22 protein-coding genes are annotated in these 26,773 nt (G+C 42.7%); 15 read left to right on the top strand and 7 right to left on the bottom strand.

Going from position 1 to position 26,773, the window contains the following annotated elements:
* Positions 1-42 precede the first annotated feature (42 nt).
* The 6 genes from WFY05_RS07725 to WFY05_RS07700 all read left to right on the top strand — a co-directional run bounded on the left by WFY05_RS07725 (position 43) and on the right by WFY05_RS07700 (position 6,865).
* Positions 43-1,155 carry a metallophosphoesterase gene (locus WFY05_RS07725; RefSeq protein WP_340112202.1) on the top strand — a complete coding sequence of 371 codons (1,113 nt, stop codon included), beginning with the start codon at positions 43-45 and terminating at the stop codon, positions 1,153-1,155.
* Positions 1,152-1,817, top strand: a complete 666-nt coding sequence (locus WFY05_RS07720) for an NAD-dependent epimerase/dehydratase family protein (RefSeq protein ID WP_340112201.1) — start codon at positions 1,152-1,154, stop codon at positions 1,815-1,817. The genes WFY05_RS07725 and WFY05_RS07720 overlap by 4 nt, the downstream gene beginning before the upstream one ends.
* A complete protein-coding gene (locus WFY05_RS07715) occupies positions 1,818-2,468 on the top strand; it encodes a CPBP family glutamic-type intramembrane protease (RefSeq protein ID WP_340112200.1) in 651 nt (216 codons plus the stop codon).
* A gap of 11 nt (positions 2,469-2,479) precedes the next feature.
* Complete coding sequence (locus WFY05_RS07710; protein WP_340112199.1) at positions 2,480-3,538, top strand: NAD-dependent epimerase/dehydratase family protein; 1,059 nt, start codon at positions 2,480-2,482, stop codon at positions 3,536-3,538.
* 107 nt (positions 3,539-3,645) lie between these two features.
* Positions 3,646-4,929 carry a transglutaminase-like domain-containing protein gene (locus tag WFY05_RS07705; protein WP_340112198.1) on the top strand — a complete coding sequence of 428 codons (1,284 nt, stop codon included), beginning with the start codon at positions 3,646-3,648 and terminating at the stop codon, positions 4,927-4,929.
* Positions 4,930-4,942: 13 nt separating this feature from the next.
* Positions 4,943-6,865 carry a peptide-N-glycosidase F-related protein gene (locus tag WFY05_RS07700; RefSeq protein ID WP_340112197.1) on the top strand — a complete coding sequence of 641 codons (1,923 nt, stop codon included), beginning with the start codon at positions 4,943-4,945 and terminating at the stop codon, positions 6,863-6,865.
* Positions 6,866-6,879: 14 nt separating this feature from the next.
* Here the strand turns inward: WFY05_RS07700 and WFY05_RS07695 are convergent, their stop codons facing one another.
* The gene (locus WFY05_RS07695; RefSeq protein ID WP_340112196.1) at positions 6,880-8,382 is read right to left on the bottom strand and encodes a DoxX family protein; all 1,503 of its coding nucleotides are present in this window, start codon (positions 8,380-8,382) and stop codon (positions 6,880-6,882) included.
* A 273-nt stretch (positions 8,383-8,655) separates the two neighbouring features.
* Here WFY05_RS07695 and WFY05_RS07690 point away from each other — a divergent pair, with 273 nt between their 5' ends.
* The 4 genes from WFY05_RS07690 (at position 8,656) to WFY05_RS07675 (ending at position 14,844) form a co-directional block, all read left to right on the top strand.
* Positions 8,656-9,948, top strand: coding sequence for a cysteate synthase (locus WFY05_RS07690; protein ID WP_340112195.1), 1,293 nt, complete (start codon positions 8,656-8,658; stop codon positions 9,946-9,948).
* Positions 9,949-10,033: 85 nt separating this feature from the next.
* Positions 10,034-10,723: a lycopene cyclase domain-containing protein gene (locus WFY05_RS07685; protein WP_340112194.1), complete on the top strand. Its 690-nt coding sequence runs from the start codon at positions 10,034-10,036 to the stop codon at positions 10,721-10,723.
* A gap of 10 nt (positions 10,724-10,733) precedes the next feature.
* A complete protein-coding gene (locus WFY05_RS07680; RefSeq protein ID WP_340112192.1) occupies positions 10,734-11,969 on the top strand; it encodes a 3-deoxy-D-manno-octulosonic acid transferase in 1,236 nt (411 codons plus the stop codon).
* A 322-nt stretch (positions 11,970-12,291) separates the two neighbouring features.
* Positions 12,292-14,844: an adenosylcobalamin-dependent ribonucleoside-diphosphate reductase gene (locus WFY05_RS07675; protein WP_340112191.1), complete on the top strand. Its 2,553-nt coding sequence runs from the start codon at positions 12,292-12,294 to the stop codon at positions 14,842-14,844.
* Between the two features lie 126 nt (positions 14,845-14,970).
* Here WFY05_RS07675 and gcvH read toward each other — a convergent pair whose 3' ends face one another.
* Positions 14,971-15,351, bottom strand: coding sequence for a glycine cleavage system protein GcvH (gene gcvH / locus WFY05_RS07670; protein ID WP_340112190.1), 381 nt, complete (start codon positions 15,349-15,351; stop codon positions 14,971-14,973).
* A gap of 232 nt (positions 15,352-15,583) precedes the next feature.
* On the opposite strand from gcvH, the gene tsaE reads away from it, so the two are divergent.
* The 4 genes from tsaE (at position 15,584) to WFY05_RS07650 (ending at position 19,904) form a co-directional block, all read left to right on the top strand.
* Positions 15,584-16,006, top strand: coding sequence for a tRNA (adenosine(37)-N6)-threonylcarbamoyltransferase complex ATPase subunit type 1 TsaE (gene tsaE, locus WFY05_RS07665; RefSeq protein WP_340112189.1), 423 nt, complete (start codon positions 15,584-15,586; stop codon positions 16,004-16,006).
* A gap of 107 nt (positions 16,007-16,113) precedes the next feature.
* Positions 16,114-17,325: an alanine dehydrogenase gene (locus tag WFY05_RS07660; RefSeq protein WP_340112188.1), complete on the top strand. Its 1,212-nt coding sequence runs from the start codon at positions 16,114-16,116 to the stop codon at positions 17,323-17,325.
* 21 nt (positions 17,326-17,346) lie between these two features.
* Positions 17,347-18,201 carry a LytR/AlgR family response regulator transcription factor gene (locus tag WFY05_RS07655; RefSeq protein ID WP_340112187.1) on the top strand — a complete coding sequence of 285 codons (855 nt, stop codon included), beginning with the start codon at positions 17,347-17,349 and terminating at the stop codon, positions 18,199-18,201.
* A 221-nt stretch (positions 18,202-18,422) separates the two neighbouring features.
* Positions 18,423-19,904 carry a B12-binding domain-containing radical SAM protein gene (locus WFY05_RS07650; RefSeq protein WP_340112186.1) on the top strand — a complete coding sequence of 494 codons (1,482 nt, stop codon included), beginning with the start codon at positions 18,423-18,425 and terminating at the stop codon, positions 19,902-19,904.
* 6 nt (positions 19,905-19,910) lie between these two features.
* On the opposite strand, the gene pulA is transcribed toward WFY05_RS07650, so the two are convergent.
* From pulA to WFY05_RS07625, 5 genes are all read right to left on the bottom strand, one after another.
* Positions 19,911-21,851 (bottom strand): type I pullulanase, encoded by a 1,941-nt coding sequence (gene pulA / locus WFY05_RS07645; RefSeq protein WP_340112184.1) that lies wholly within the window; start codon positions 21,849-21,851, stop codon positions 19,911-19,913.
* Positions 21,851-22,408, bottom strand: a complete 558-nt coding sequence (locus WFY05_RS07640) for a hypothetical protein (protein ID WP_340112183.1) — start codon at positions 22,406-22,408, stop codon at positions 21,851-21,853. Before WFY05_RS07640 ends, pulA begins: the two co-directional genes overlap by 1 nt.
* 200 nt (positions 22,409-22,608) lie before the next feature.
* The gene (locus WFY05_RS07635; protein WP_340112182.1) at positions 22,609-23,193 is read right to left on the bottom strand and encodes an outer membrane protein; all 585 of its coding nucleotides are present in this window, start codon (positions 23,191-23,193) and stop codon (positions 22,609-22,611) included.
* Positions 23,194-23,211: 18 nt separating this feature from the next.
* Positions 23,212-23,889 carry a DUF4136 domain-containing protein gene (locus tag WFY05_RS07630; protein WP_340112181.1) on the bottom strand — a complete coding sequence of 226 codons (678 nt, stop codon included), beginning with the start codon at positions 23,887-23,889 and terminating at the stop codon, positions 23,212-23,214.
* Between the two features lie 314 nt (positions 23,890-24,203).
* Complete coding sequence (locus tag WFY05_RS07625; RefSeq protein WP_340112180.1) at positions 24,204-26,048, bottom strand: Xaa-Pro dipeptidyl-peptidase; 1,845 nt, start codon at positions 26,046-26,048, stop codon at positions 24,204-24,206.
* A 184-nt stretch (positions 26,049-26,232) separates the two neighbouring features.
* On the opposite strand from WFY05_RS07625, the gene WFY05_RS07620 reads away from it, so the two are divergent.
* Positions 26,233-26,670 carry a DUF4395 domain-containing protein gene (locus WFY05_RS07620; protein WP_340112179.1) on the top strand — a complete coding sequence of 146 codons (438 nt, stop codon included), beginning with the start codon at positions 26,233-26,235 and terminating at the stop codon, positions 26,668-26,670.
* The last annotated feature ends 103 nt before the right edge of the window (positions 26,671-26,773 follow it).

Raw genomic sequence — 26,773 nt, 5'->3', positions numbered from 1 at the left:
AAACAACAAACAAATGTTTAGTTTTCAATCAATAAAGCAAATATGAGACAATTCATTCCCATAATATTTCTAGTCGTTTTTCTGGGAATCCTGGCCGGTGCAAATGTTTACCTCTCAAAAAGGTTCGCCTTTTATTTTGATGTCCGAAGCACCCGCTTCCTCTACATCACCTTTGGCTTTTTAACCGTATTTATGATAGCCGGAATCATAGGCTTCACAAACTCACAGGGATTTTTTGCCAATATGATGTATGTTGCCGCTTCCATCATCATGGGATTTTTACTGTACCTCTTATTGTCGGTCGCTGTGGTCGATCTTATTAGTCTGTTTGTAAAATCAGTACCGCGATTGCTGGGAATTGCAGCCGTTTCGCTTGCCGTTTTTATTACCACTGCGGGAATTATTAATGCCCAGTACCGAAGAATCAGCGAAGTTGACATTCCAATGAAAGGATTGGATCGCGAAATCAGTATCGTGCATCTCTCGGATATTCACATCGGACATTTCTGGGGCCCAAAAACGCTGCAAAAAATTGTGACTAAAACCAATGCACAACATCCCGATGTGGTGTTTATTACCGGTGATCTTTTTGATGGAAAAATCAGGCTGAACAGTAACAGCCTGGAACCGCTGAAACAATTAAATGCTCCTGTTTATTTTGTGGAAGGAAATCACGATGGCTACTCCGGTGCGGAAGAAGTAAAACAGAATCTTCGTGAAATTGGAGTTACCGTACTAGAAAATGAGGTGACTCATTTTAATCAGATCCAGATTATTGGCCTAAACCATATGCGGGCAGATGACGGTGATCCGGGAATACACGGTACTGGTAAAAAACCAAGTATGCGTTCGGTTCTTGATCAGTTGAACATCTTTCCCGGAAAACCTACTGTTCTGCTGCACCACAGTCCTGATGGTATGGAATACGCCAATCAGCACGACATTGATTTGTACCTGGCCGGGCATACGCACAACGGACAACTCTTTCCGTTCAATTTTGTGGCGGGCATGGTATACAAATACAATAAAGGATTGCACAACTACAAAGGAACACGTATTTACACCTCGCAGGGAGTGGGCACTTTTGGGCCGCCGATGCGCGTGGGAACGAAAAGTGAAATTGTATTTTTAAAATTAAAACCTGTTGAATCATGAAAGTAATTGTTACAGGTGCTACCGGAATGGTTGGAAAAGGTGTTTTGCTGGAGTGCCTCGATCACAGCGACGTAGAAGAGGTTTTGGTGATCGGACGTAACCCGGTTGATCTAAAACATTCAAAACTGAAAGAGATCATTCATAAGGATTTTTCCGATTTCTCGGCAGTTTCCGGCAAATTGAAAGCTTACGACGCCTGTTTTCATTGCATGGGAGTAAGTTCCATGAGCATGAAAGAATCTGAATATAAAATATTTACCTACGATTATACCATGGCACTGGCCAAAGTGTTGCACAAAAACAATCCGAAAATGACTTTTACCTATGTTTCCGGCGAGGGCACTGACTCAAGTGAAAAAGGCCGCTCGATGTGGGCCCGGGTAAAAGGCAAAACCGAGAACGATCTGCTTAAAATGGGATTCCGGCAGGCATTTATGTTTCGCCCGGGTTTTATTATTCCTTTACGCGGAATTAAATCCAGAACAAAAGCATACCAGTTTGTTTACGATTATTTTATGTGGCTGGTAAAACTGATCAAAGGTATTGCGCCCAACAGCGTGGTGAACACCACACAAATAGGACTGGCAATGATCAATGTCGTTCTTCGCGGCTATCCTAAAAATATTTTAACTCCAAAAGACATTCTTTCACTCTCAAGATAAATGAAAACGGGAACACGAAACATATTAATTTGGATTGAATTCATTGCGCTGTTTATTGGCATTCCATTGCTCTTGGTCAGCGGCAAAGTAATGCACCCAAGCAGCATCCTTTTACCGTTGGTAGCCGGTTTAGCCATTTATTTTTACCTGCAAAAAGATTTTAAGTTTCGCGAATTTATTCAGTTGAAGGTTTCCCGACAAACCTGGATAACGCAGGGTATTATCGTCCTTTTGATTGGAATTGTACTTACGCTGGCAGTGTGGATATTCGAGCCCGAGAACCTGTTTAACCTGCCACGTGGAAACTGGAAAGTATGGGTAGGTATGTTTTTCTTCTATCCGACCTTTTCGGCTTATGCTCAGGAAGTTATTTATCGGCTTTTTTTATTCAACCGGTATCGGACCATTTTCAGAAACAAAAACTCACTAATACTGGCCAGTGCCATCACTTTTAGTTATGCACACATTGTCTATTTCAGTGTGCTTTCACTTATCCTCACTTTTTTGGCCGGAGTTTATCTTGCCATAGTCTATCAAAAAACAAAAAGTGTATTGTTTGTAAGCATTTTACACGGCGCGCTCGGCTTTTTTATATTTACGGTTGGGCTTGGACAACATTTCTGGCTCGACATGATGAAATGGATTCAATAAAAACTTAGTATATGAAAACAATTGACAAGAAAAAACCTTTTTTGGTTACCGGCGCCACCGGTTATGTGGCGGGTTGGCTGGTAAAAAAATTACTGGAAGAAGGATTAACGGTGCATGCTGCGGTCCGTAATCCCGATAATAAGGAAAAAGTAAAGTACCTCGACGAAATTGCCGCCAAAGCAAAAGGGAAGATCATTTACTTCAAAAGCGATCTTTTGGATGAAGGTTCTTATGCGGAAGCAATGAAAGATTGCGAGTTGGTATTTCATACCGCCTCTCCATTTACGACCGAGGTAAAAGATCCTCAGAAAGAACTGATCGATCCGGCAAAGTTGGGAACACGAAATGTGTTGGAGCAGGTTAATAAAACAAGTTCTGTAAAACGGGTAGTTCTTACCAGTAGCTGCGCTGCCATTTATGGCGACAATGCCGACCTGGAAGATACACCAAACGGAATTTTTACGGAGGAAATATGGAACACCAGCTCTTCGTTAAAGCATCAACCTTATTCCTATTCAAAAACTGTAGCCGAACGAGAAGCCTGGCAAATTGTGAAAGAGCAAAATCGTTGGGATGTAGTGGTGATCAATCCGGTTTTAGTTTTGGGACCGGCTATAAATCCGAATGGGGTAACCTCTGAAAGTTTTAACATTGTGAAACAATTTGGAAACGGCTCGATGAAAGCCGGTGCACCTGATATAGGTATGGGAGCCGTCGACGTACGTGACGCCGCTCTGGCACACTTTAAGGCAGGATTCACGCCAGAAGCTTCAGGCCGATACATCATTTCCGGACACGATTCTTCATTTCTGGAAATGGCAGCTATTCTTTTGCCAAAATATGGCGATAAATACCCGATTCCGAAAAAAGCCATGCCCAAATGGCTGATCTGGTTGCTCGGCCCGGCCATCAATAAAGCGGTCACCCGAAAATACGTTTCCAGAAATGTTGGGCTCCCCTTTAAAGGCGACAACTCGAAAAGCAAAAAAGAGCTTGGTATGGACTACATGCCTTTGGAGCAATCAATGAACGATATGTTTCAGCAAATGATTGACAACAAGGTGTTTTAGCCTAAAAAAGGCTACATACCAAAAAATTTGTAAGATTGTTTCTATGCCGACAAATTAAATTTTTTATCGTAGATTTGCCCATTATTAAAATTTTTTAAAATCTCGTTATGAACAGATTTTTCATTTTAGCACTTTTTGTAGTAGCCTTATTGGGCTGCCAAACCAAATACCCCGGAGTACCGGAAAAATATCACACGCTACTCGATTCAGCTTTTGTTAAAGCCAATGAAAATGCTACCGAATTACAGATGGCGCTTTCCGAAACGCTTGAAGGGCAAAAGGAAGGCATGGCTTTTCTGATCAGTTACATGCCTGAAAGCGACCTCACCAGTTTAAAAGCTGATTTTCTGCTCGAAAACGTAGAATACGCCTACAAAGCACGCGAAAAATATTCCTGGTGTGCTGCACTTCCCGATTCTGTTTTTTTGAATGAAGTGCTTCCCTATGCCAATATTTCAGAAGAAAGAGATAACTGGCGCCCCGATTTTTACAAGCGTTTTGCCAAATATGCCGAAGGAAAAACCAATATGGTTGATGCGATCATGGACATTGCAAAAAACATTGAAAAAGAGGTGGACGTGGAATATAACACTAAACGTTCGCGGGTGGACATCAGTCCTTTTCAGGCCATGAAAGAACACATGGCTACCTGTACCGGGCTTTCAATATTATTGACCGACGCTTACCGGGCCGTTGGAATTCCGTCGCGACTGGCCGGAACTGCGATGTGGACCAACTACAAAGGAAACCACACCTGGAATGAGGTCTGGATTGACGGCAACTGGCATTTTATTGAATATTATCCCGACACGCTTAATAAATCGTGGTTCGTGTCCGATGCCGGAAAAGCCGATCCTGAAAATATGTTGCACTGGATTTATGCTGCATCGTATAAACCCACCGAAATGCCTTATTATGCGGCGCCCGATGGAAGTGTTATGGAAGTGGTTGACCTGGATAAATTACCTGAAGATGTAAAGTCCCGCTTTCAACGCATGAAAGAAATGGGAGGCGAACGCGAAATCAAACGCTTTGCATACGGGCATAATGTTACGCAACGCTACATTGCACTTTATGAAGAGTCGCTTAAAAACAGCAAACTGGCCGACGATGAATTGTTGGCCAATGTAGTTGTGTTTTCCGATTCGGATGTTACAAAAAGCGAGTCGCGACTGAAATGCCGCGTTAATGTGATGAATGGCGACAAAGCTGTTAACTTCGGTTACTCACCCCGAAAAACCGATGATATGAACCAGTTCCTGCAGTTCAAACTTAAAAAGGGAGAAGAATACCAATTTACCGTTACCAATCCGGAGCACGAGATTAATGAGTCGTTTACCATAAAAACAAACGACGATGATACCCAAGACATTCAGTTGATATTACCGTAAATAGATTTCAGAAATGAAGAAGATCACGCTATTTATTATTGCAATTTTTGCCCTGCAGGCAGCATTTGCCCAAACAAAAGTTACTACTCACGACGAATTAATGATAAATACCGATCCATCGCAAGGCGTAAAAAGCTTTATAAAATGGGGTGTTTTCCCTTCTCCCGACAAGGAGGTTCGCCGCATTGTAATGAACCTCACGCTGGCTTATCCGAAAGATCGTGCGATAGCACACTGGGATTACATGGACCGCGTAAAAATTCTTCGACAGGGTGGAGTTAACGGCAAGAATATCAACTTTGAAATTGGCCGGATGCTAACTCCTTACGGCAGTAATTTTAAAGAAGGCTGGAGCTACACCTGGAGTGTTGACGTGACTGACTTTCAGGCTTTTTTACGCGATAGTGTTGAGATTGAATACATCCACTCAGGTTATGAATCCCCAGATTTGGGTTGGGACCTCACGATCGACTTCGACATCACTTTTGGGCCGCAGGTAGCTGATTTTATTTCGGTAAAAGAGATGTGGAACGGCAGCTTTCAGTACGGAAATCAGGAGAATCCGATTGAAAAGCAACTGGCTCCCATGAATGTTACAACTGCCGATGGAGCCACCTTTGGAAGATTCCGTATTCAGCACACCGGTCACGGAATGGACCGGCCAAGTGGTTGCAGCGAATTTTGCAGCCGCTGGCGCGAACTTGTTTTCGACGGAGAAGTTGTCGATCATCGCGATATGTGGAAAGAATGCGGCGACAATCCGCTCTATCCGCAAGGCGGAACCTGGATATTCGACCGTGCCTACTGGTGTCCGGGCGACCTGCAAATTCCGGATGTGATCGATGTTCCACTTACTAAAAAGAAACACACAATCGACCTGGATATGGAGCCTTTTACGGCTAACAATATTGATCAGCCCCGAGAGCAGATCACTTCGTATTTCTTCCAGTTTGCCGATCCGAACAACACCAACGATGTTCGCATCGAAGAAATTATTGCACCTAATAAAAAGGACAATTACAATCGCTTTAATCCTCGTGGTTTTAGCCCGATCATTCAGGTTCGTAACCTTGGAAAAGAAACACTCACCAGCCTCGACATTGTGTATAAAACAGTTGGATTTGGCGAGAAACATTTTAAATGGGAAGGTAATCTTGGTTTCTACGAAGCTGCAATTATCACTTTACCTGGCGAGATCGATTCAAATAACGGGGAAAATACATTTTCGGTCACAATGAACAACCCAAACGGAGTTGAAGACCAGTGGGACGGCGATAACAATATGGAAGTACAGTTTGAAAGCATTCCAACAATACCAAGTGATATTGTTGTGGAATTGATGACCAACAACCGCCCAAAAGACAACTGGCTTCACATTGTGAATTCTGACTACGATACGCTTTATGCCAAAACACCGGAAATGCTCGATACGGCAAGCACCTATATCGATACCTTACATTTAGCCGAGGGAAATTACTTTTTAAACCTGGTTGATACCGCCGGAGACGGGCTGGAATTCTGGTTTATGGCAAACGCCGGTTACGGGCGGTTGCGTATGAAAGACCTGAACGGACACATCATTCATCTTTTTGAGAGTGATTGCGGAAGCGGGCAGTTTTACGCATTTAAAGCCGACAGTGAGGCTAAAGTGGATACAACCATTCCTTACTTCGCAGCAAATATTTACCCGCGCATGATAAAAGATTTTGCAACTTTATATACTACTACCAATAAACCATCAACAATAAAAGTTCGCATTACAAAAGATGGAGAATGGATGGAAACCCATGAATTTGCCAACCTGAAAGATGCACAAACAGGACTCGACCTGAGTCATCTGGAAGAGGGGCGCTATGTAATGGAAATATATCTGAACGGGAAACACCAAATGAACCGCCGTTTTAATAAAGTTCCTCCGGGAGGTTTTAGATATTAACCCGAGTTTATGCACTAACCATACCATAAGCGGGTGCGGCCCTGCAATTTATCCAGCACATCGTTGGTAATGTTGGCATTTTTCACCACCTGAAAATCGAACATGCCCACACAAATAAAGTCGGCACCGTTACGAAATGCCCATTCAAAACCGTCCTCAGGTTGAATAGCACCTGCAGCCAGTACTTTAAATCCCATAACAGGAATAGTGGCACGCTGTACAAATTCCACTGTTTTATCGGGGAATAAGCAGAAACAATTGTCGTGAAAGCGATTATGATCGGCATACTTTTTACCATCGACCTCAAAGGGTACGCGATTTTCGCGCGGGTGAGCCGACCAGTAATTATCATGGTGCATGGTTTTCATGTAATAGTCAGGAACTAATCCGTTCTCCTGGCACTCAATCAGCGAATCAACAGTGTGTGAAGCCAGTCCGGCAGTGTAGCCCTGCGACCGGATTCGATCCATCATTTTTTCTATAACATCGAGACGATTGTCGCGCACCAGCCAGTCGCACCAGTTACCCTGCACCTGAACAATATCGACACCAAAATCGATCGCTTTGTCAATGTTTACTAGGTAGTCGTTGTTTTCCATATCGGGGTGTACCTGCGAAATCACCTTGATTTTACTGCCGGTAACTTTCTTGTATTTTGCCATCAACTCGTTGGTCGGGAAACCGATATTGATGGTATTCACCCCCGTTTTCTCTAAAAGCATGAGGGTTTCAAATATCTTCCGCTCGGTATTGTATGCCCTGAACAAGGACGGTACATACTGCAAATCGCGCGAATGAGCCCAGCCACCAATCAGGTTTCCGCCTGCCACCAAACGACTGATCTCGTGCGAACCGATCTTCCCCATCGGAACAGGCTTTTTCAATTCTTTAATATCTACGCCACCAACCTGTATTGTTGCTCCCGACAAAGTATCAACCCCAAATGTTTTCTGATCCTGAAAAGCGCCAAAACCCAAAACTCCAAGCGCCGGAATGGTTGCCAGGTTTTTAAGGGCTTCTCTTCTCGATTGTGACGCATCAACCGAATCGCCTTCTTCTTTATTTCTCTTACCTGCTCTAACTAAAGCATAAATACCCCAGCCTTTTTCAGTCACAAAAATAAAATACAACAAGGCAAGTGCTTCCAGTAAATTCCGGTTTACGATGTACAGGTTTCCTTCTACCCCATTAACCAGGGTACCGCCAAAAGGAGGATAGGCAAAGTAATAGAGCAAGAGCAGCACAATGCCGCAAATGGATGACAGGCGAACAGCCAGCCCGATAAATAAGGCAAGTCCGATAAGAATTAAAGCCGCGATGTTTACCGGATCTGTGATTGCCATGAGCAGATCGGAGCCGGCAAGCCAGTGATAAAACTCTGAAAACGGGCCGGTTGAATGACTTAAGAACGAAGCCGCACTCCAGTTATCAATAAATAATTTTGAAACGCCTTCATAAAAGAAATGCCAGCCGATGGCCACTCTCAAGACAGTGATCACAAGTTTTTTCCAGTTCATGGTTGATAGGTTTTCGATCGGCGCATTTTTTGCTGCCGGTATCTTTCAATAAAATAAGTGCATCTGTTTCATTTTTAAAAGCATAGCACACAAAAAATAATGAATCCAAATAAGAAGTTGCTTTCTTTCAAATCGTATCCGGAAAAGAATTTCAGTTGAAAAAGACACAAATTTAAATGGAAGGAAAAGTGCTGTTAGATAGCAGATTTAAAATTTTTCCCTTGAAATATGCCTGCATTTTCTACTTTTGTGGTTCAATAAAACAGACCAACAATGATTAAAGGTTTTTCGCCAACGAAATACATTCTGAAATCGTTTAAGTCCGGGAAGGAGTTTAATGACGAAGGTTGGACACTGGATGCACCGGGAGAACTGGAGCCCAGTTTGATTCGCGCCATCTACGAAAAAAAGCAAATCGAGATAAAAGACGATTCGTGGGGATTGTACAAATTTGCCGACTGGTTGCCCATCGGACGTGTTTTGGAAGGTTCATCGGCACCGGTGACTTACAAAAGCCAGGGGCTGGCAAAAGCACTTGGTCTGGAAAATCTTTGGATCACCTTTAGCGGCTACTGGCCCGAAAAAGGCACGCACATGAGTACCTGCTCGTTTAAGGAAACCGAGGCTTACTCGGTTTGCGGACGAATGACACCGGAAATGGATAAAGTTCTGGTGGTTGCTTCGGCCGGTAACACATCGCGCGCATTTGCAAAAGTTTGTTCCGAAAATAATATACCCTTGCTGATTTGCGTACCCGAGGATAATATTGGTGCACTTTGGTTTGAAGAACCAATTAAAGACTGCGTGAAACTGATCTGCAGCAAATCAGGCAGCGATTATTTCGATGCCATTCACCTTTCGAACATTGCCGCCGGAATGGAAGGTTTTATTGCTGAAGGTGGAGCAAAGAACGTGGCTCGTCGTGACGGAATGGCCACAACCATGCTCTCGGCAGTCACTACTATCGAACGCATCCCTGACTATTATTTTCAGGCTATTGGAAGCGGAACCGGAGCCATTGCAGCCTGGGAAGCGAACCTGCGACTGATTGAAGACGGACGTTTTGGCTCGAACAAAATGAAGCTGATGATCTCTCAAAACCTGCCGTTCAAACCGATACACGATGCATGGAGAGCCGATTCACGAAGCATGTTACCACTCGATGATGATCTGGCACGCAAGCAGGTGGAAGAGATTATTGCCAAAGTGCTTTCGAACCGTAAACCACCCTACCCAATTGCCGGCGGATTGTACGACGCACTAAAAGATGCCGGTGGCGATGTTTTACTGGCTACCAACGAACATGCTCACGAAGCAGCGAAATTTTTTCTTGAAACTGAAGGCAACGATTTACACCCGGCTTCGGCTATTGCCACAGCAACTTTAATGGATGCTGTAAAATCAGGACTGGTACAAAATGACGACCTGATTATGTTGAACATTACCGGCGGTGGCGAGGAAAAATTCAAAGCCGAGAACGAACTGTTCTACCTGAAGCCGGACATTGTTTTTGACATCAATCCGAGTGAAGAAGAGGTGAAAGAAAAGGTGGCTAAGCTCTTTTAGTCCAAACTAAATATCACCGATTTATTATTTCGGGAAATCACTGCTTTGATTAATTTTGGTGCAGCTTGTGTCTAAAACTGTTAGCATGGAGTTTAAAAATTTAACGTATCTACTTTTACAGCTCGCATTCCTGGTAATTCCTCTTACTATAAGCATGCGCCAAAAAATACGTTTTACATTTCTGCTGCGTTACTTGATACCCGCCATAGTATTTGCGGGAGCCATTTTCGTGATGTGGAACATGCGCTTTAACGAACTTGCCATCTGGAGTTATAACCCGGATTACATTACGGGAATCTTTCTTGCTGGGGTCCCACTTGAAGAGTGGCTGTCATTTCTCATTATTCCACTTTCATCGGTTTACATTCATGAGTACCTGAAAATAAGACTGGAGAAATCTAACACTCATAATATTTTTGTAGCACTTAGCCTGCTGCTTTTCATAGGGATGGGAATAATGGCTTACATTTTCCGCAGGAACATGTTTAGCTTTTTTACTTTCTTTCTCACCGCCATTTATCTTGGATACACCGTGTTCCGGAATCGGTTCAAAAAATATTATACCGCGTTTTACGGTTCATTCTTCATTACCTTGATACCGTTTTTTGTGATTTCTGCAGTTGTGCTCCGTTTACCGATTATCAGCTACAACAGCGATCACATTATCGGATGGCTGTTATTGGGCATTCCCATCGAGCGATTTTTCTATTTGTTTTTAATGCTGCTCATCAATACCACCATATACGAGTATTTAAGCGAGCGTCGGTTTTATTAATATTCCTCCTATGAGTATAGCTTATCAACTGGGTATCTATTTTTACGGATTGATTATTCGAATTTCAGCCTTATTCAACACCAAGGCTAAACAGTTTGTAAAGGGACGAAAAGGCTGGGAAAAAACGTTGCAGGATAAAATCGACTCCAAGGCCACTTACCTGTGGTTCCACTGCGCTTCTCTGGGCGAATTCGAACAGGGACGTCCGGTAATCGAGGCCATTAAAAAGGAGTTACTACAGTACAAAATAGCACTTACTTTCTTTTCGCCATCTGGCTACGAGATCCGAAAGGATTATCAGGGTGCCGATATTGTCGCCTACCTCCCACTCGACAGCAAACACAATGCTCGTGTATTTCTGAACATGGTGCAGCCCGAAAAAGCGTTTTTTGTAAAATACGAATTCTGGTACAATTACATTGCAGGATTAAAAGAACGACAAATTCCGCTCTTCCTGATCTCCGGAATTTTCAGAGAGAACCAACAATTCTTTAAAAACACGCCTTGGGGCAACTGGTACCGGAAAATGTTGTCGGACTTCGATCATATTTTTATTCAGAATGAAAAATCGGCAGAACTGCTGGAAAAAATTGGAATTAACAATTTCACCATTGCCGGCGATACGCGCTTCGACCGGGTTGCTGCGATTGCAAGAGGTGCAAAAAAGTTTCAGAATGTTGAAAAATTCGCTTCCGATTCACCGACAGTAATTGCAGGAAGCACCTGGAAGCCCGATGAAGAGCTGATTGCAGCGTTTATCAACAACAGCACCAATACCAAATTTATTATCGCGCCCCACGAAGTAAATCCTGCCAATATTAACAGAATTCATCAATTGTTGAAAAAGCCGGCTATTTCGTTCAGTAAAGTGCAAAATTCCGATATTGGTGATCACGATGTGTTAATAATTGATTCGATCGGTATTTTATCTTCACTTTATCAGTACGGAAACATAGCATATATAGGCGGTGGCTTTGGTGTTGGCATCCACAATATTCTTGAAGCAGCCACTTTTAAACTGCCAATTATTTTTGGTCCGAATTACAAAAAATTCAAAGAAGCGGTTGACCTGGTGGAACAAAAAGGAGCCTTCCCGATACAGAATTCAAACGAACTGAACACTGCACTGAACGAGCTTTTATCGGACAAAAGTGCCCTTGAAAATGCTGCCGAAATTTGTAAAAAATACGTAGAAAAAAATGTCGGTTCAACAAAACTTATCATAAATAAAGTTTTTAACAGGTAATCGATTTTAGCACACTTTTTGTTAGCAAAAATTTACTCAAAAAATTGAATTTTCGCACCGAAGATTCTATGAAAAAATTAACCCGAACGGACAACCCAAATTGACACTTTTGGTAAACTTTTTGTCACTATCAAACATGTATATACTTGTTTTTCAGTGACATAACATTTCGAAGTTGATAACTTTTATTCATTTTGTCTGAGAAAATATACCAAAGTTTTGATTTCTGTTTTATCTTGCAATACACAATTTCACAAGCAGGAAACCAGAGCAATCAGGAATACAATCTTTATAATATTTAACTGACTTATTTAGGAAAAATATGGCATTAAACGAAGTATCAGTAAAAGCCCCGGCGGGCAAGAAAATTTATTCGCAAGAGGAAGCGGTAAATGCCTCGCTAAAGTACTTCAAAGGAGATGATTTAGCAGCAAGAGTTTGGGTGAACAAATATGCCTTGAAAGATTCTTTCGGGAATATTTTTGAATTGACCCCCGATGACATGCACAAAAGACTGGCCGGCGAAATTGCCAGAATTGAAAAACGCTATCCCAATCCCCTTACAGAAGAAGAAATTTACAGTGTATTGAAAGACTTTAAGTACATTGTTCCGCAAGGTGGTCCGATGACAGGTATCGGAAACAGCTACCAGATCGCATCACTATCCAACTGTTTTGTTGTGGGTAACGACGGTGACTCCGACTCGTACGGAGGAATTATGAAAATCGATCAGGAACAGGTACAGTTGATGAAGCGACGCGGTGGTGTTGGTCACGACCTTTCACACATCCGTCCGAAAGGATCGCCGGTGAAAAATTCGGCGCTTACTTCCACCGGTATTGTTCCGTTTATGGAAAGGTATTCGAACTCGACCCGCGAAGTGGCCCAGGATGGACGCCGAGGTGCACTCATGTTGTCGGTTTCGATTAAACACCCCGACTCGGAAAGCTTTATTGATGCCAAACTGGAACAGGGGAAAGTAACGGGCGCCAACGTTTCGGTAAAAATTGAAGATGGCTTTATGAAGGCTGTAGAAGCGCAGAAGCCATACGTTCAACAATACCCGGTTCACGGAAAATCGCAATACACCAAGGAAATTAACGCGAACAAGTTGTGGCAGAAAATTGTAAAAAATGCCTGGCAGTCGGCCGAACCCGGTATCCTTTTCTGGGACACCATCATTAACGAATCGGTTCCGGACTGTTATGCCGATCTTGGTTACCGTACCGTTTCGACCAATCCCTGCGGTGAAATTCCTTTGTGCCCTTACGATAGCTGTCGTTTGCTTGCCATTAACCTGTATTCGTATGTTGAAAATCCATTCACTCCGGAAGCCAAATTCAACTTCGATTTATTTAAAGAACACGTACATTATGCACAACGCATCATGGACGATATCATTGATCTGGAACTGGAAAAGATTGATGCCATCCTTGAGAAAGTAAACGAAGACCCGGAAGGTGAAGAAATTAAATACACCGAGCGCGCACTTTGGGAGAATATAAAAAAGAAAGCCAACGAAGGTCGACGTACCGGTATTGGAATCACCGCTGAAGGAGACATGCTGGCTGCGCTTGGCTTACGTTATGGAAGCGAGAATGCCACCGATTTCTCGGTAGAAATTCACAAAACAATTTCGATTGAAGCTTACCGATCTTCAGTTCACCTCGCTAAAGATCGCGGACCATTCAAAATCTACGATTCTGAACGTGAGAAAAACAATCCGTTGATTAACCGGATAAAAGATGCCGATCCGGCTTTATACGAGAAAATGACCAAATATGGCCGACGTAACATTGCATTGTTGACCATTGCTCCAACCGGAACTACCAGCCTGATGACACAAACCACTTCAGGAATCGAGCCGGTGTTTATGCCGGTATACAAACGCAGGCGTAAGGTAAATCCGAACGATAAAAATGTACGAGTCGACTTTGTTGACGAGGTTGGCGATCACTGGGAAGAATACACCGTATTCCATCATCATTTTAAAACCTGGATGCATACCCAGGGATTCGACACCAACAAGGAATATACACAGGCCGAACTGGATGAACTGGTAGCAAAATCGCCTTACTACAAAGCCACTTCGAACGACGTTGACTGGCTGAATAAAGTTCGCATGCAGGGAAGAATCCAGAAATGGGTGGACCACTCGATTTCGGTAACCATTAACCTGCCGGCCGATGTAAAAGAAGAGCTGGTTGGAAACCTGTATTTCGAAGCCTGGAAAAGCGGATGTAAGGGAGTTACTGTTTACCGCGACGGTTCTCGCTCAGGTGTGCTTATTTCGAATTCGGATAAAGAGAAAAAAACAAAAGGTTCATTCCCGACAAAACGTCCTGAGAAACTGGAAGCTGATGTGGTTCGTTTTCAGAACAACAAAGATAAATGGATCGCCTTTATCGGCTTAATGGATGGCAAACCCTACGAAATCTTCACCGGATTGCATGATGATGAAGACGGAATTTTACTTCCGCGCTCAGTGACCAAAGGGTACATTATTAAAAGTTACGAAGACGAAGAATCATCGCGTTACGATTTCCAGTACGTCAACAAACGTGGTTACAAAACTACAATTGAAGGACTTTCGCACAAGTTTAATCCGGTATTCTGGAACTACGCCAAATTAATTTCGGGAACTTTGCGCCACGGTATGCCTATTCATAAAGTAGTGGAACTGGTAACGAGCTTACAACTCGATAACGATACCATTAATTCGTGGAAAGCCGGTGTTGCACGTTCATTAAAAAAATACATTCCGGACGGTACTGCTGCCATTGGAACCAAATGTGGCGAATGTGGCTCGGACGAAGTGGTTTACCAGGAAGGATGTCTGACGTGTCTTTCGTGTGGCTCGTCGAAATGCGGATAATAATCAATCAATCTAATAAAACCGGACTTTGTAATCGGATTACTTGATTGACAATTATAAAGTTTGAAAATAAAAATGCCCCGCCGAATGGCGGGGCATTTTCTTTATATCATTTTAAAAAAAATATTAAGCTTCAATCATGGCTTTGTAGGCTTCAGCATCCATAAGTTCGTCAAGCTGAGCAGCATCGGCTATTTTAATTTTAATCATCCAGCCTTCGCCATACGGATCTTTATTTACCAGTTCAGGATCGTCGGCCAGTGCTTCGTTAAATTCAGCCACTTCGCCACCAACCGGCATAAATAAATCGGATACTGTTTTTACAGCCTCAACTGTTCCAAAAGTTTCACCTTTGTCCAGTTCTTCTCCTTCGGTTTCAATCTCAACAAAAACAATGTCACCCAATTCGCCCTGAGCAAAATCCGTAACTCCAACAACTGCAACATCGCCTTCAACACGAACCCACTCGTGGTCTTGCGTGTATTTTAAATCAGCAGGAATATTCATATCAATAAGTTTTTAATTATTTTTTCAGTAATAAATTTTGAACCGACGCTGAGCACTTTACTTGCAAAATCTCTGTGCACGTCTCTTCTTAAAACTTGTTTCAAAATTAAAACAATTTAACGAATTATAAAGTCCGCTGTAACATCCATTTAGCTGATTTTTATCCTATTTTGTTTTCAGCAGTACCAAAGTTAACGGTCTTTTTGTATTATTGCACAAATTTGATGAGGAGATGTTTACACGAAAAGTAACTTCAATTGATGAATTGCAAAGCGTTGCCGAAGAACTGGTGAGTGCATTTTCAGCGGACCGCGTATTTGCATTTTACGGAAAAATGGGAGCCGGCAAAACGACTTTTATTCAGTCGATCTGCCGCGTTTTAGGTTCCGAAGACAATGTTACCAGCCCCACTTTTGCACTTATAAACGAGTACAATACAGATCAACTTGAATCAATTTTTCATTTCGATTTCTACCGGATTAAAGAATTGGAGGAAGCCTACGACCTGGGTTACGAAGATTACATTTACAGCGGAAGTTACTGCCTTATTGAATGGCCCGAAATGATAGAACCGCTCCTTCCGGATAACATTGTTGAAGTAAAAATTGAGGTACAAGACGACGAATCCCGGGTAATAACTGCGGCACGTATTTAAGCCATCTGTTTTTCCTTTCTGACTTCCCGCTAATTTTGTTTTGAAAAATGCCCTTTTGCTTGTAAATTGCTGTACTCAATTGTATCAACAAAATCCGACTCACAGTAATGGAAAAAGCGAAGGAAAAGGTTTCTATACCAAAATCGATGTTACTTCCCCAGGAAGAAATGCTGGAGGTACGCAAAAAAGGGAAGAAAATAAAAATTGGCATGCCTTCCGATTTTTCCAAAGTTGAATACCGCGTTCCGCTTACGCCCCAGGCTGTTGATCTCCTGGTCTCTTATGGCCACGAAATATTAATTGAGAAAGATGCCGGTAAATACGCCAGCTACAGCAACGAAGATTATCAAAAGGCTGGTGGAACTATTGTTGAAACCAAAGAAGAAACCTTTCAATGCGACATTATTTTGCGTATCGCTCCTTTCACATTGAAGGAAATAGATTCATTGCGCGGAAACCAGGTGATCATTTCCAGTTTGCAGTTGTATGCCAACAACCAGGAAACGATTCAAAAAATGATGCAAAAGAAAGTAACCGCCATAGCTTTCGAGCAACTTGAGAACGAAGACGGATTCCTGCCTTTTGTACATCAGATGAGTCAGATTGCCGGAGTAACATCAATTACCATCGCCAGCGAATACCTGAGCAATTCACGAGACGGAAAAGGTGTTTTATTTGGCGAAGTAACCGGAGTAACACCGGCCGAATTGGTGATCATCGGTACAAGTACTGCTGCCGAGTATGCTGCCCGTGCAGCTCTTGGACTCGGTATTTTTGTAAAGGTTTTCGACACGTCGGTTTACGAATTGAGTAAGCTGGAAGAAAAACTGGCGCGCCGGATTTTCACCTCGGTATTCTACCCGAAAGTATTGCGTAAAGCACTGGTTTCGGCTGATGCAGTTATCGGAGCGACCGCCTTTAACATGCCGCCAAAATTTAAAGTTTCTGAAGACCTGGTAAAACAAATGAAAGAAGGTTCGGTAATTATCGACCTTAATGTGAGCCAGGGAGGTTGTTTTGAAACCTCGAAATGTACCGATTTCAAAAACCCGACCTACGTAAAACATGGTGTTGTTCATTATTGTGTACCCAATAGTCCGGCAATGGTTTCACGCACAGCTTCCATTTCGCTGAGTAACATATTAATACCCATACTTCTGGCAATCGGCGATAACGGAGGAGTTGACAATTACATCAAGGTTTCGGGTGGTTTTAGAAAAGGCGCTTACATTTACCACGGCATACTTACCAATCCCGATGTCGGGCGTCTGTTTGGCATTCCATCAAAAGACATTGATTTATTGCTCGCAGTATTTTAAGCCGTTAACCAGAGACCCGAAATGCTAAAATCACTCAACAAAAAATACCCGTTTAACGACAACCTCAAAATCAATATCCGCTCGATTGTTTCGGTGAGCCTGGGCATATTTTTGTTCCTGTTGTTTTTTCAGCCTTTTAATATCCAGAATCCTGATTTTAATAATCAACTGATCATACTGGCTACTTTTGGCGCCATAACATTGGTACTGCTTAGCATTTTCCGATTGGTCATTCCCTCCATTTTTTCGAGAGCCTTTTCTGAAGAACGCTGGACCATCAGCAAAGAAATCACTCTAAATCTAGTTTTTGTGATATTCAATGCGGTGGCTTTTAGCTTTTTTGCACGATTTGTCGGTCGCATCCCGGTCACATTCCACATTGTAATTATTATCGTTATTATATCCATTACCGCCGCAACGGTTTTGGTGGTTATCAACCGCATTTATTCCTTAAAACAACAGCTTGAATTGTTAAGGACACAAACTCCGGCAAAAGAACACGTGACCGCCCTGTCAGAAGAAACTGAAAAAGAAATTGAACTGGAATCAGAAAATAAAACAGAATACTTTAAACTCCCGGCCGGACAACTTGTACTTATAAAATCGGCCAGTAATTACATAGAAGTGCACTACCTGGAAGATAATAAACTGCATAAGAAACTGATCCGGAACACCCTGAAATCGACAGAAGAATCACTTGCTGCTTATCCTGAAATGATCCGCTGTCACCGATCGTGTATTGTCAACAAAAAGCATATCCGCAGTTTGAAACGCAACACCGAAGGGCTGGTGCTTTCCCTGAATCATTATCCCGACGAGATTCACGTTTCAAGGCAATATGCACTCAATGTAAAACAGGCACTTAAGACGAGTTAATCTATCTTTTTATTTCATCTTCTCATCAGGAAATCCTTTTCAAATCTTGAATCGTTCAGGACATTAATCTTCACGGGATAAATGTCGTTTGTCCCAAATAAATGCCATTAACCCCGATCTGTCGTTGTCCAACACAAAAGGGTGGCACCAATCCCGATTACTTTTACTTACCGAAAATTCGAGCTTATTTTGATTTGAACAAATCGCTATAATATTCGAAAATGAAAATTGTATTAGTATATCCGGAATACCCCGACACCTTCTGGAGCTTCAAATATGCTTTGAAGTTTATATCAAAAAAAGCAGCTTATCCACCACTTGGTCTGATTACTGTTTCTTCGCTTTTGCCATCGCACTGGGAAACGAAACTGGTGGATATGAACATTGAAAAACTAGGTATGGATGACATTCTCTGGGCAGATTATGTTTTTCTGAGTGCCATGAGCACCCAAATCCAATCGACACTCCATGTAATCGACCGTTGCAAGGCATTGCTAACTCCAGTAGTTGCCGGCGGACCATTATTTACTGCCGATCCCGAGAAATTTGAAAAGGTAGATCACCTGATTTTAAATGAGGCCGAGATTACTTTACCACCATTTCTTGCTGATCTTAAAAAAGGTTGCGCCAAACACCTTTATTCAACCAAAGAATTTGCGAATGTTGAAAATTCGCCGGTTCCGGATTATTCGCTGGTCAAGCTCAATCAGTACAGTTCAAAATGTATCCAGTTTTCGAGAGGCTGTCCGTTTAACTGTGAGTTTTGCGATATCACCGCTTTGCTGGGGCACAAATGTCGCATAAAAACCAGTGATCAGATCCTTCTGGAAATCCAGAATTTATACGATTTGGGATGGCGTGGCGAGATATTCTTTGTTGATGATAATTTTATCGGGAACAAGAAAATTCTGAAAGAATCACTTTTACCCGATCTTCAGGCATGGATGAAAGCACACAAGTATCCTTTTCACTTTACCACCGAAGCATCTGTTAACTTGTCTGACGATGAAGAGTTGATGCGAATGATGATTGAAGCCGGCTTTTTAAGCGTGTTCGTCGGGATTGAAAGTCCTGAAGAAATTTCGCTGGAGGAATGCAACAAAGTGCAGAATAAAAACCGGAACCTGATTGATAGCGTGAAGAAAATCCAGGCCGCGGGCATGGAAGTTCTAGGCGGATTTATCATCGGCTTCGACAGCGATACTCCGGGTATTTTCAGACGACAGGTTGATTTCATCCAGGAGAGTGGAATTATTTCTGCAATGATCGGACTGTTGAATGCACCAACTAAATCGCAACTATACAAACGCTTGCATGCCGAAGGACGGATTCTGGAGAAATGGAGCGGCGACAACACCAGCAATGCCATGAACTTTGTTCCGAAGATGGACAAAAAAATTCTAGATAAAGGTTTTCAGGAAGTCATTAGGGGCGTTTACGGCGGCAAGGCATTTTATGAACGCGTAAAAAGTTTCCTCACCGATTTTCATCCGGCCATGAAAAACAAAAACAAGGTAAATTTTGAAAAGCTACGTGCCTTTATCCGTTCTATCTTTGTGATCGGTATTTTCGATAAAAACCGCAAATATTACTGGCAATTGTTTTTCTGGAGTCTTTTCCACCGTCGCGATCTTTTTCCCCTGGCCATTACTTATGCCATTTACGGGTATCACTACCGGAAATCGTATGATAAAATCTTTTGACGTTCTTTAAAGCTGAGCCAGGATCGTCATTGAAAGTGATTCAACTTCAATTTCATTGGAAATATTTTTGCCGATCCCTTCCTCGTTGATCTTATCACCACTTGCAATCCTTTTGAATTCGCCTTCCGGAAGCGGGAAGGTAATGTGCTCTCCATTCCCGTTGAAGATGAGAATGATCCGTTTCCACTCCTCATCGAGTCCTTCTGTATCGATGCAATAGGCCACCACACCAATCTGGTATTTGGCACAAAAATTCAGATGCTTTCTAATTTCTTCTGATGAATCAATACGGAATGCCGGGTGGTTTTTGCGCAATTGAATAAGTTGTTGAAAATAACGGAACACATCGATGAACTCATTCTTTCTGTTCCACTCAAGCTGGTTGATGGTGTCAGGCGATTTATAGGAGTTCCCATTTCCTTTTTTGCTGCGGCAGAATTCCAGTCCTGAGTGTAAAAACGGTACTCCCTGCGAAGTCAGAACCAAGGCTCCGGCCAATTTTACGCGCCTCTTCAACTCATCGTTCGATGCCTTTGGCAGGCTTTGTTTCAATTTATCCCAAACCGTATAATTATCATGACACGACACATAATTTATACACTGGCTGGGCTCCAAAGCCCATGGCATGTGCACGGTTTCCATGTAATCGTAATTGACCTGAGGGTGCTGAACAGCGGCTGTAATACCAAACTTGATCGTCTCCTCACGCAAAACCAGACCGCTAACAAATCCTTTCGACTTTTTATCGCCGTGATTTCCTTTAAGCGCATCCCGAAAATCGTCGTTAAAACTTGCAATTCCGGGCAACTGAGGTGTATTTCGTTTTACGGCGCGCAAATCTTCAGGCATCGGACTTTGATCGGCGGCCCAACCTTCGCCGTACAATAAAAGCCCCGGGTCGAGTTTACTCAGTTCCGACCGGATCTGTTGCATGGTGATCACATCCATAACACCCATCAGGTCGAAACGGAATCCGTCGACATGAAACTCTTCTACCCAGTACTTCAGCGCATTAATAATGTATCGACGAACCATCACGCGTTCGCTGGCCAATTCATTGCCACAGCCCGAAGCATTCGAAAAAGATCCGTCCTCTTTCTGACGGTAAAAATAGCCGGGTACTATCTGGTTAAAAACCGATTCTTTCGCAAAAAAAGTATGGTTAAATACCACATCGAGAATAACACCAATTCCTTTATCGTGAAGTGATTTAACGAGCCTTTTAAATTCAAAAATCCGTTTTGTTCCGTCGTACGGGTCTGACGAATAGGAACCTTCCAGCGCACAATAATGCAGCGGATCGTACCCCCAGTTGTATTTATCGAGCGGCTTTTCTTCGTCGATGGTGGCAAAATCATTAACCGGCAATAAATGAACGTGCGTTATACCTAATTCTTCCAAATGGTCGATCCCCGTTTTAACACCACTTGGAGCTGTTGTTCCTGCTTCAGTAAATCCAAGGTACTTGCCTTTATTTTCAATACCCGAATTCGGATCGATGGAAAAATCACGAACATGTGTTTCGTAAAGTATAGCATCGGTAAAACTCTTTACACGTGGTCCGTTGTCTTCCACCCAGCCTTCGGGATTGGTATTATTCGGATTAAAAATTTGACCACGCAAACCATTCACTCCCACACAACAGGCATAAATTCCGGGTGCCTCGTCCAGCCATTCGCCATCGTTCACCCTGAAGGTGTAATATTTGCCCTCGTAGTCGCCATTTAATATGGTCGACCACACGCCCTGTCCAACCTTCTGAAGATTGGTTTTGTGAAAAGCCTCGCCTTTTGTTCCGTCCTTATACAGGCGTAATTCTACCATTTGAGCAGTTGGTGCCCAAATTTTAACCGTCGTTTTTTCAGGAGCCCAAAATACCCCCAAATCATTGGTTGTATATTCCGGATAGGTGGAGAAATCAATATGGTTGAATTTCCAGTTTCGCATTAAAATTTAAACAATGTTTTTCGTAAAAAAACCGAGCTGCTTCCAAGCCTTTTCCCTTTAACAGTTTGAATAAGCACTTTAGCCTTCGGAAATTTTTTTAACCGTTTATCGTGGCCGTAAAAGCGGGTCAGGTCGATTTCCAATGAATGCGTTTTTCCCTGTTCCAAATACAAGGGATAAAAATTCCTGTTGCTCATCCCTTTTATCCTGAATTTCCGTTTGAGCCAAAAATTATCGAACATTAGCAATGGCTGATCAAGGTCGACATCCACTTTGCCGGTATTTTTAATTTTCAGCATCAGGCGATCGGGATAGTATTTTCTATCTTTTGCAAGTTCAATTTGTACCTTTTGCCTACTTAACAACTTTTTACCCGTGTTTGTTGCCGATTTTGGTAAAAGCCGGTAGGCCACAATCGCTGCAATAACAATAACAGCCACAATCAGCATGAACCACAATAATTTATGCCCTTCCGGACCAATTTCGTTCTGTGCCCAAATGAGTTTCGAACTTAAAAGATAAACAACAAGAAGGACTCCTTTTTTTATGCACTTCATGGTTGGTAAAAATAATCCTTTTTTTGAGTTGAAGACCTCACAAAAGTCAGTGCTTTTGTTGATTATAGATACGACTGTTTATTCAGAAAAGAACCAAATAAAAGACCTTCAATTAATGGTGTATTCACATCAGGAAATTCAGCAAATAAAAAGGCCCGGCTTAATTGCCGAACCTTCTATTTATAATATGTTGCTGCTTTTTAATTCAATCCCAGGCCTATTCCCAGACTCAGGTATGACGCACCGGGAAAATCACCCGATTTGGGCGAATAATTGTATTTGGCTTTAACCGACAAAGTTGTTGATGGAGTAAGATCGTATAGCAGACCAAGTTCGGGAGCTGCATGAAACAACCATTTATCGTCAGTTAGCGAAAATACACCAATGTCATTTCGTTGTTCCACATATTGAATACCGGCACCAATACCAACATACGGGGTATATTCTCCGGTAATAAAATACTTTTTGAAGACGATGTCAATCGGCACCATGTTCTGGTAGCGGAATTGTGTTCCGTAAAAGTCCAGATCATTAAGCTCAAATAATTCCGGGCTGACTTTCTCCCTGAATATCACCCAGGCCACATTAATTCCAACCGACATGTCGTCGCCAATAAAACGGTTAGCCTCAAAATCAATTCCGCGCGGACTGATTCCACTGGTGAAGTCTGCTGTTTCGCCAAAAGGAACAGACGGTAAATAATTTAAATACACCTCGGTATAACTCTGGCCCTTGGCTACTGTCAGTAACAAACTGAAAACGGCTATTAAAATATATTTTTTCATAATGCTTTCTGTTTAAGGTTATTTTTCGAGGTACGGACTTTGAGTAAACACCTGATCGAGTCCTTTTCCCAGTCGGTTTGAAATGGACGCATCCGAACCGGACAGAATCCCGTTCACGGCACCTGTCCAAATGATATCAACACTGGGATGTTCCTCCGGATCAGTCGGAATCTGAATGTTTTTCAGATCCAGCATATCAATCATAACTGTACCAACCGTATAACCATAGGATGGATAACCTATTCCCGGGAAGCCAGGATACCATGGATAACCGGGGAAGCCCGGATACCAGCCGCCCCAGTACCACCAATCCCAGTAATCCCACCAGTAGGTGTAATAATAATACATATCAACCGCCAAAGCCGAAAGCATAATGGAAACATCTGCTTCGGTTTGCAGGTCATTGGGATTGGTCACCTCGGTCCAACCCATATTGAGCAAATTCTGTCGAACCTGTGATATGATCTGCGCATCGTGAGTTCGATCGATATCATCCAGATCCTCATCATCTTCAACGATATAAATGACTGTATCTTCCAGGTAGAAGGTATTGTACCCCGAAAAACTCTGATCGTCATCATACCGCGTAATGGCCAGATCCATCTCATCGATCGTTGCATCGAACTCCGGCGAACAGGAGGCAATCATTGCAAAAACCGGAATCAGCCAAACATACTTTTTGATTATTGTTCTCATGATTTATTGTGTTACTTAAAATTTGAAGTCATTTTAATCAAGTTCCCGCTGAAATAGTGTGTTATATTCGCTTATAAGTAATTCCTCAATAAAGTTAATGCATTTTACTAACCATATCAATTGATTGGTGTGAAAACATTTAGTTAAGTAAAAGGTTCAAACTGTACACTTGAAATTAAGATTGGGAGTGTAAAAGATTAACTTCGAATACGTTTTTTCATAAACATCGTTCAATAAAAATTCATGGTCACCCAAAATTAGTTCTTTTTGAATGACCATGCAATATATTATCAAATCTGAAACCTATTGTTATGCTATTTTTCAATGGCTTTCCCTAAAGCCTCCTCGCCTCCAACAACAGGGATTTTAATTGATGTTTTATCGAGATCTACCGTGAGTTCGGTACCCGGTTTTGGTAGAAGGGTGAATTCACTGTCGCTTGAAAAGATCATCAGTCCGATCTGCTGACCAGCACGGATGACCTGATCGTCGGGTTGAAACTCAAAAGTCATTTCGTAAAACTTGCCCGGCTTTAACGGTTCGCTTTCGCGCAGCGATTTGTAATTCTGAAGATCGGCCCAACCACGGGTGATAATATTATCCGTGATTTTAGCGCGGCGTCCTTCGTCCCAGGGTAACGAAACCAGGTACACAGAAAGGTTTACGGCCGGTTTGCTGCTGGCTGCCGAAATAGTGATCACCGGGTTCCCCGAAATATGTATATCTTCTTTCAGTACAGGCGAAACATACATGAGGCGATGCTCGGTATAATCGGCTTTCGCCAGCGCTTCGGCCGAAAACGAATAATTATCGATCAAGGTTTCTTTTCCTTGTTTCGATGATTTGTCAGTGGTTAAGTTACCTTTTGCCGGAGCTCCGGCTTCCAGGTGAAATTCAACCATACTCGCATCCGGATTTGGATAATCTTTATAGGGAGTCGGATCACTTACTTCAGCATCCTCACGAACAATCCAGGCACGCGGCTCATCTTCCACACCATTTTCAACTCCAAAAAGATAATGTGTAAACCAGCGGTTCATCATCGAAAGCGGTGGTGGACCACCGTGACCTCTTTGATGGTAGTAGATCATGGCCGGAATTCCTCTTTCTTTTGCTGCCTCATAAATACGGTAACTGTGTTCGGGCATCACGTTCCAGTCGTTAAACCCGTGCGACATAAACAGCGCAGCTTTCATCCCATCCATTTTATTGAGGTAATCGCGGCCGGCCCAAAAATCGTTGTAATCTCCGGTAATCCGGTCCATACCCTCTTTCATTTCGCCATCGCGGATTTTTTCTCGTGCATAGGCCCGTTTCGATTCATCGCCACTGTGAATAAAATCGAACAACACATCAACATCCTCTCCAAGATAACCACCGGGTGAACGAACCAGTCCGTTTGAACGGTAATAGTTGTAATAAGCCGTATTGGGCGCAATCGGGATGATCGCTTCCAGGCCTTCAACGCCCGTTGTAGCCGCAGCCAACGGGAGAGTACCATTGTATGAAGTTCCGGTCATTCCTACTTTACCCGTCGACCAGTACGCTTTAACTTCCTCGTTCCCGGTTCTGCTTGTGTAACCTTTGGCGCGGCCACATAGCCAGTCGATCACCGCCTTTGGAGCCAGCGATTCATTGTCACCTCCAACCGTTGGGACACCATCCGACAGACCGGTACCCGGCGATGATGAATGCACAACGATATAACCACGCGGCACCCAAGTGCTCACATGCCCTTTTGAAATAATGGGGCGCTCTCCTCTTCGTTTAATTTCTTCTGGATGTGTTATCGGTTTGCCCGGTTCACCCAGCTCGTGCTTCACATCGTGGAAATAAGATGGATCGTTGCCTGCAGTTCCGGCAAAATAAGGACTTGAATTATAAATAACAGGTAATTTCAACCCTTCAGTTTCTGTCTGGCGCGGACGTGTAACATCCACATGCATTCTGTCGGGTCGTCCGTCACCGTCGCTGTCGAAATCGGTTTCTACCCACAAGTCTTCCCTGATCCAGTAGGCCGGATCTTCAAAAGCTTTTACAATTTGTGCTTCGCCGTCCTCAAAAAAAGGCACGGCAGGTTCTTCCTGCTGTGCACTTACAAGCAGTGCAATACTCAAGAACAGGACTAAGGTTGCTAAACGTTTTAAATGGTGCTTCATCGGAATGGTTTTTCTAACGGATTTTACTTCGAAGAGCTCAAATATACACATGCACAGTTAATGTTTTTATGATTTATCCATGTTTTTATTAATTAATTGTAACGAAGTTATGTGATCCAGGTCACAAATTAGCATTAAAGAGTTTTTTGTATTTATATTGCAGTCAGAATTTAGACAAAGTATCATGAAACAGATTATCTGTCCGGTATCGAAGGACAAAATAAATGAGCAGATCGTACGATTGAACGCCATTTTGGGAGTACTGCTGGTGATTGCCGGCTTTGCATTCGATTCTGTTCTTTGCATGTTCTTTTTACTAAGCGATTTTTTTATCCGGGCTTTTACGTCATTAAAGTTCAGCCCGATAAGTTTTGTCAGCCACCGGCTGACCAGTACACTTCGGCTGGGAGAAAAAAGTATTGATAAAGCGCCTAAGATTTTTGCTGCGCGCCTTGGATTTTTGATGCTGCTGGCTCTAACCATCTTGTTCATGTCGGGCGCAAACATTGCCGCGATGATTATCGGCGGCGTATTTGTTTTTTTCGCCATGCTCGAATTTGCACTGGCTATTTGCGTGGGATGTATTATTTACACCTACCTGGTTTTGCCCTTCTACAAATAATTAGTATAACTACACACTCAAGGCATCTGCTTGTTTCAACTTTCAGATGCTTTTTTTGTACCAATTTTACGATTAACTTTCTTAAATACCCATCCTCCTGTCC

The organism is Maribellus mangrovi (assembly GCF_037646455.1).
Taxonomy (GTDB): domain Bacteria; phylum Bacteroidota; class Bacteroidia; order Bacteroidales; family Prolixibacteraceae; genus Draconibacterium; species Draconibacterium mangrovi_A.
This window is presented reverse-complemented; position numbering and strand designations above follow the sequence as displayed.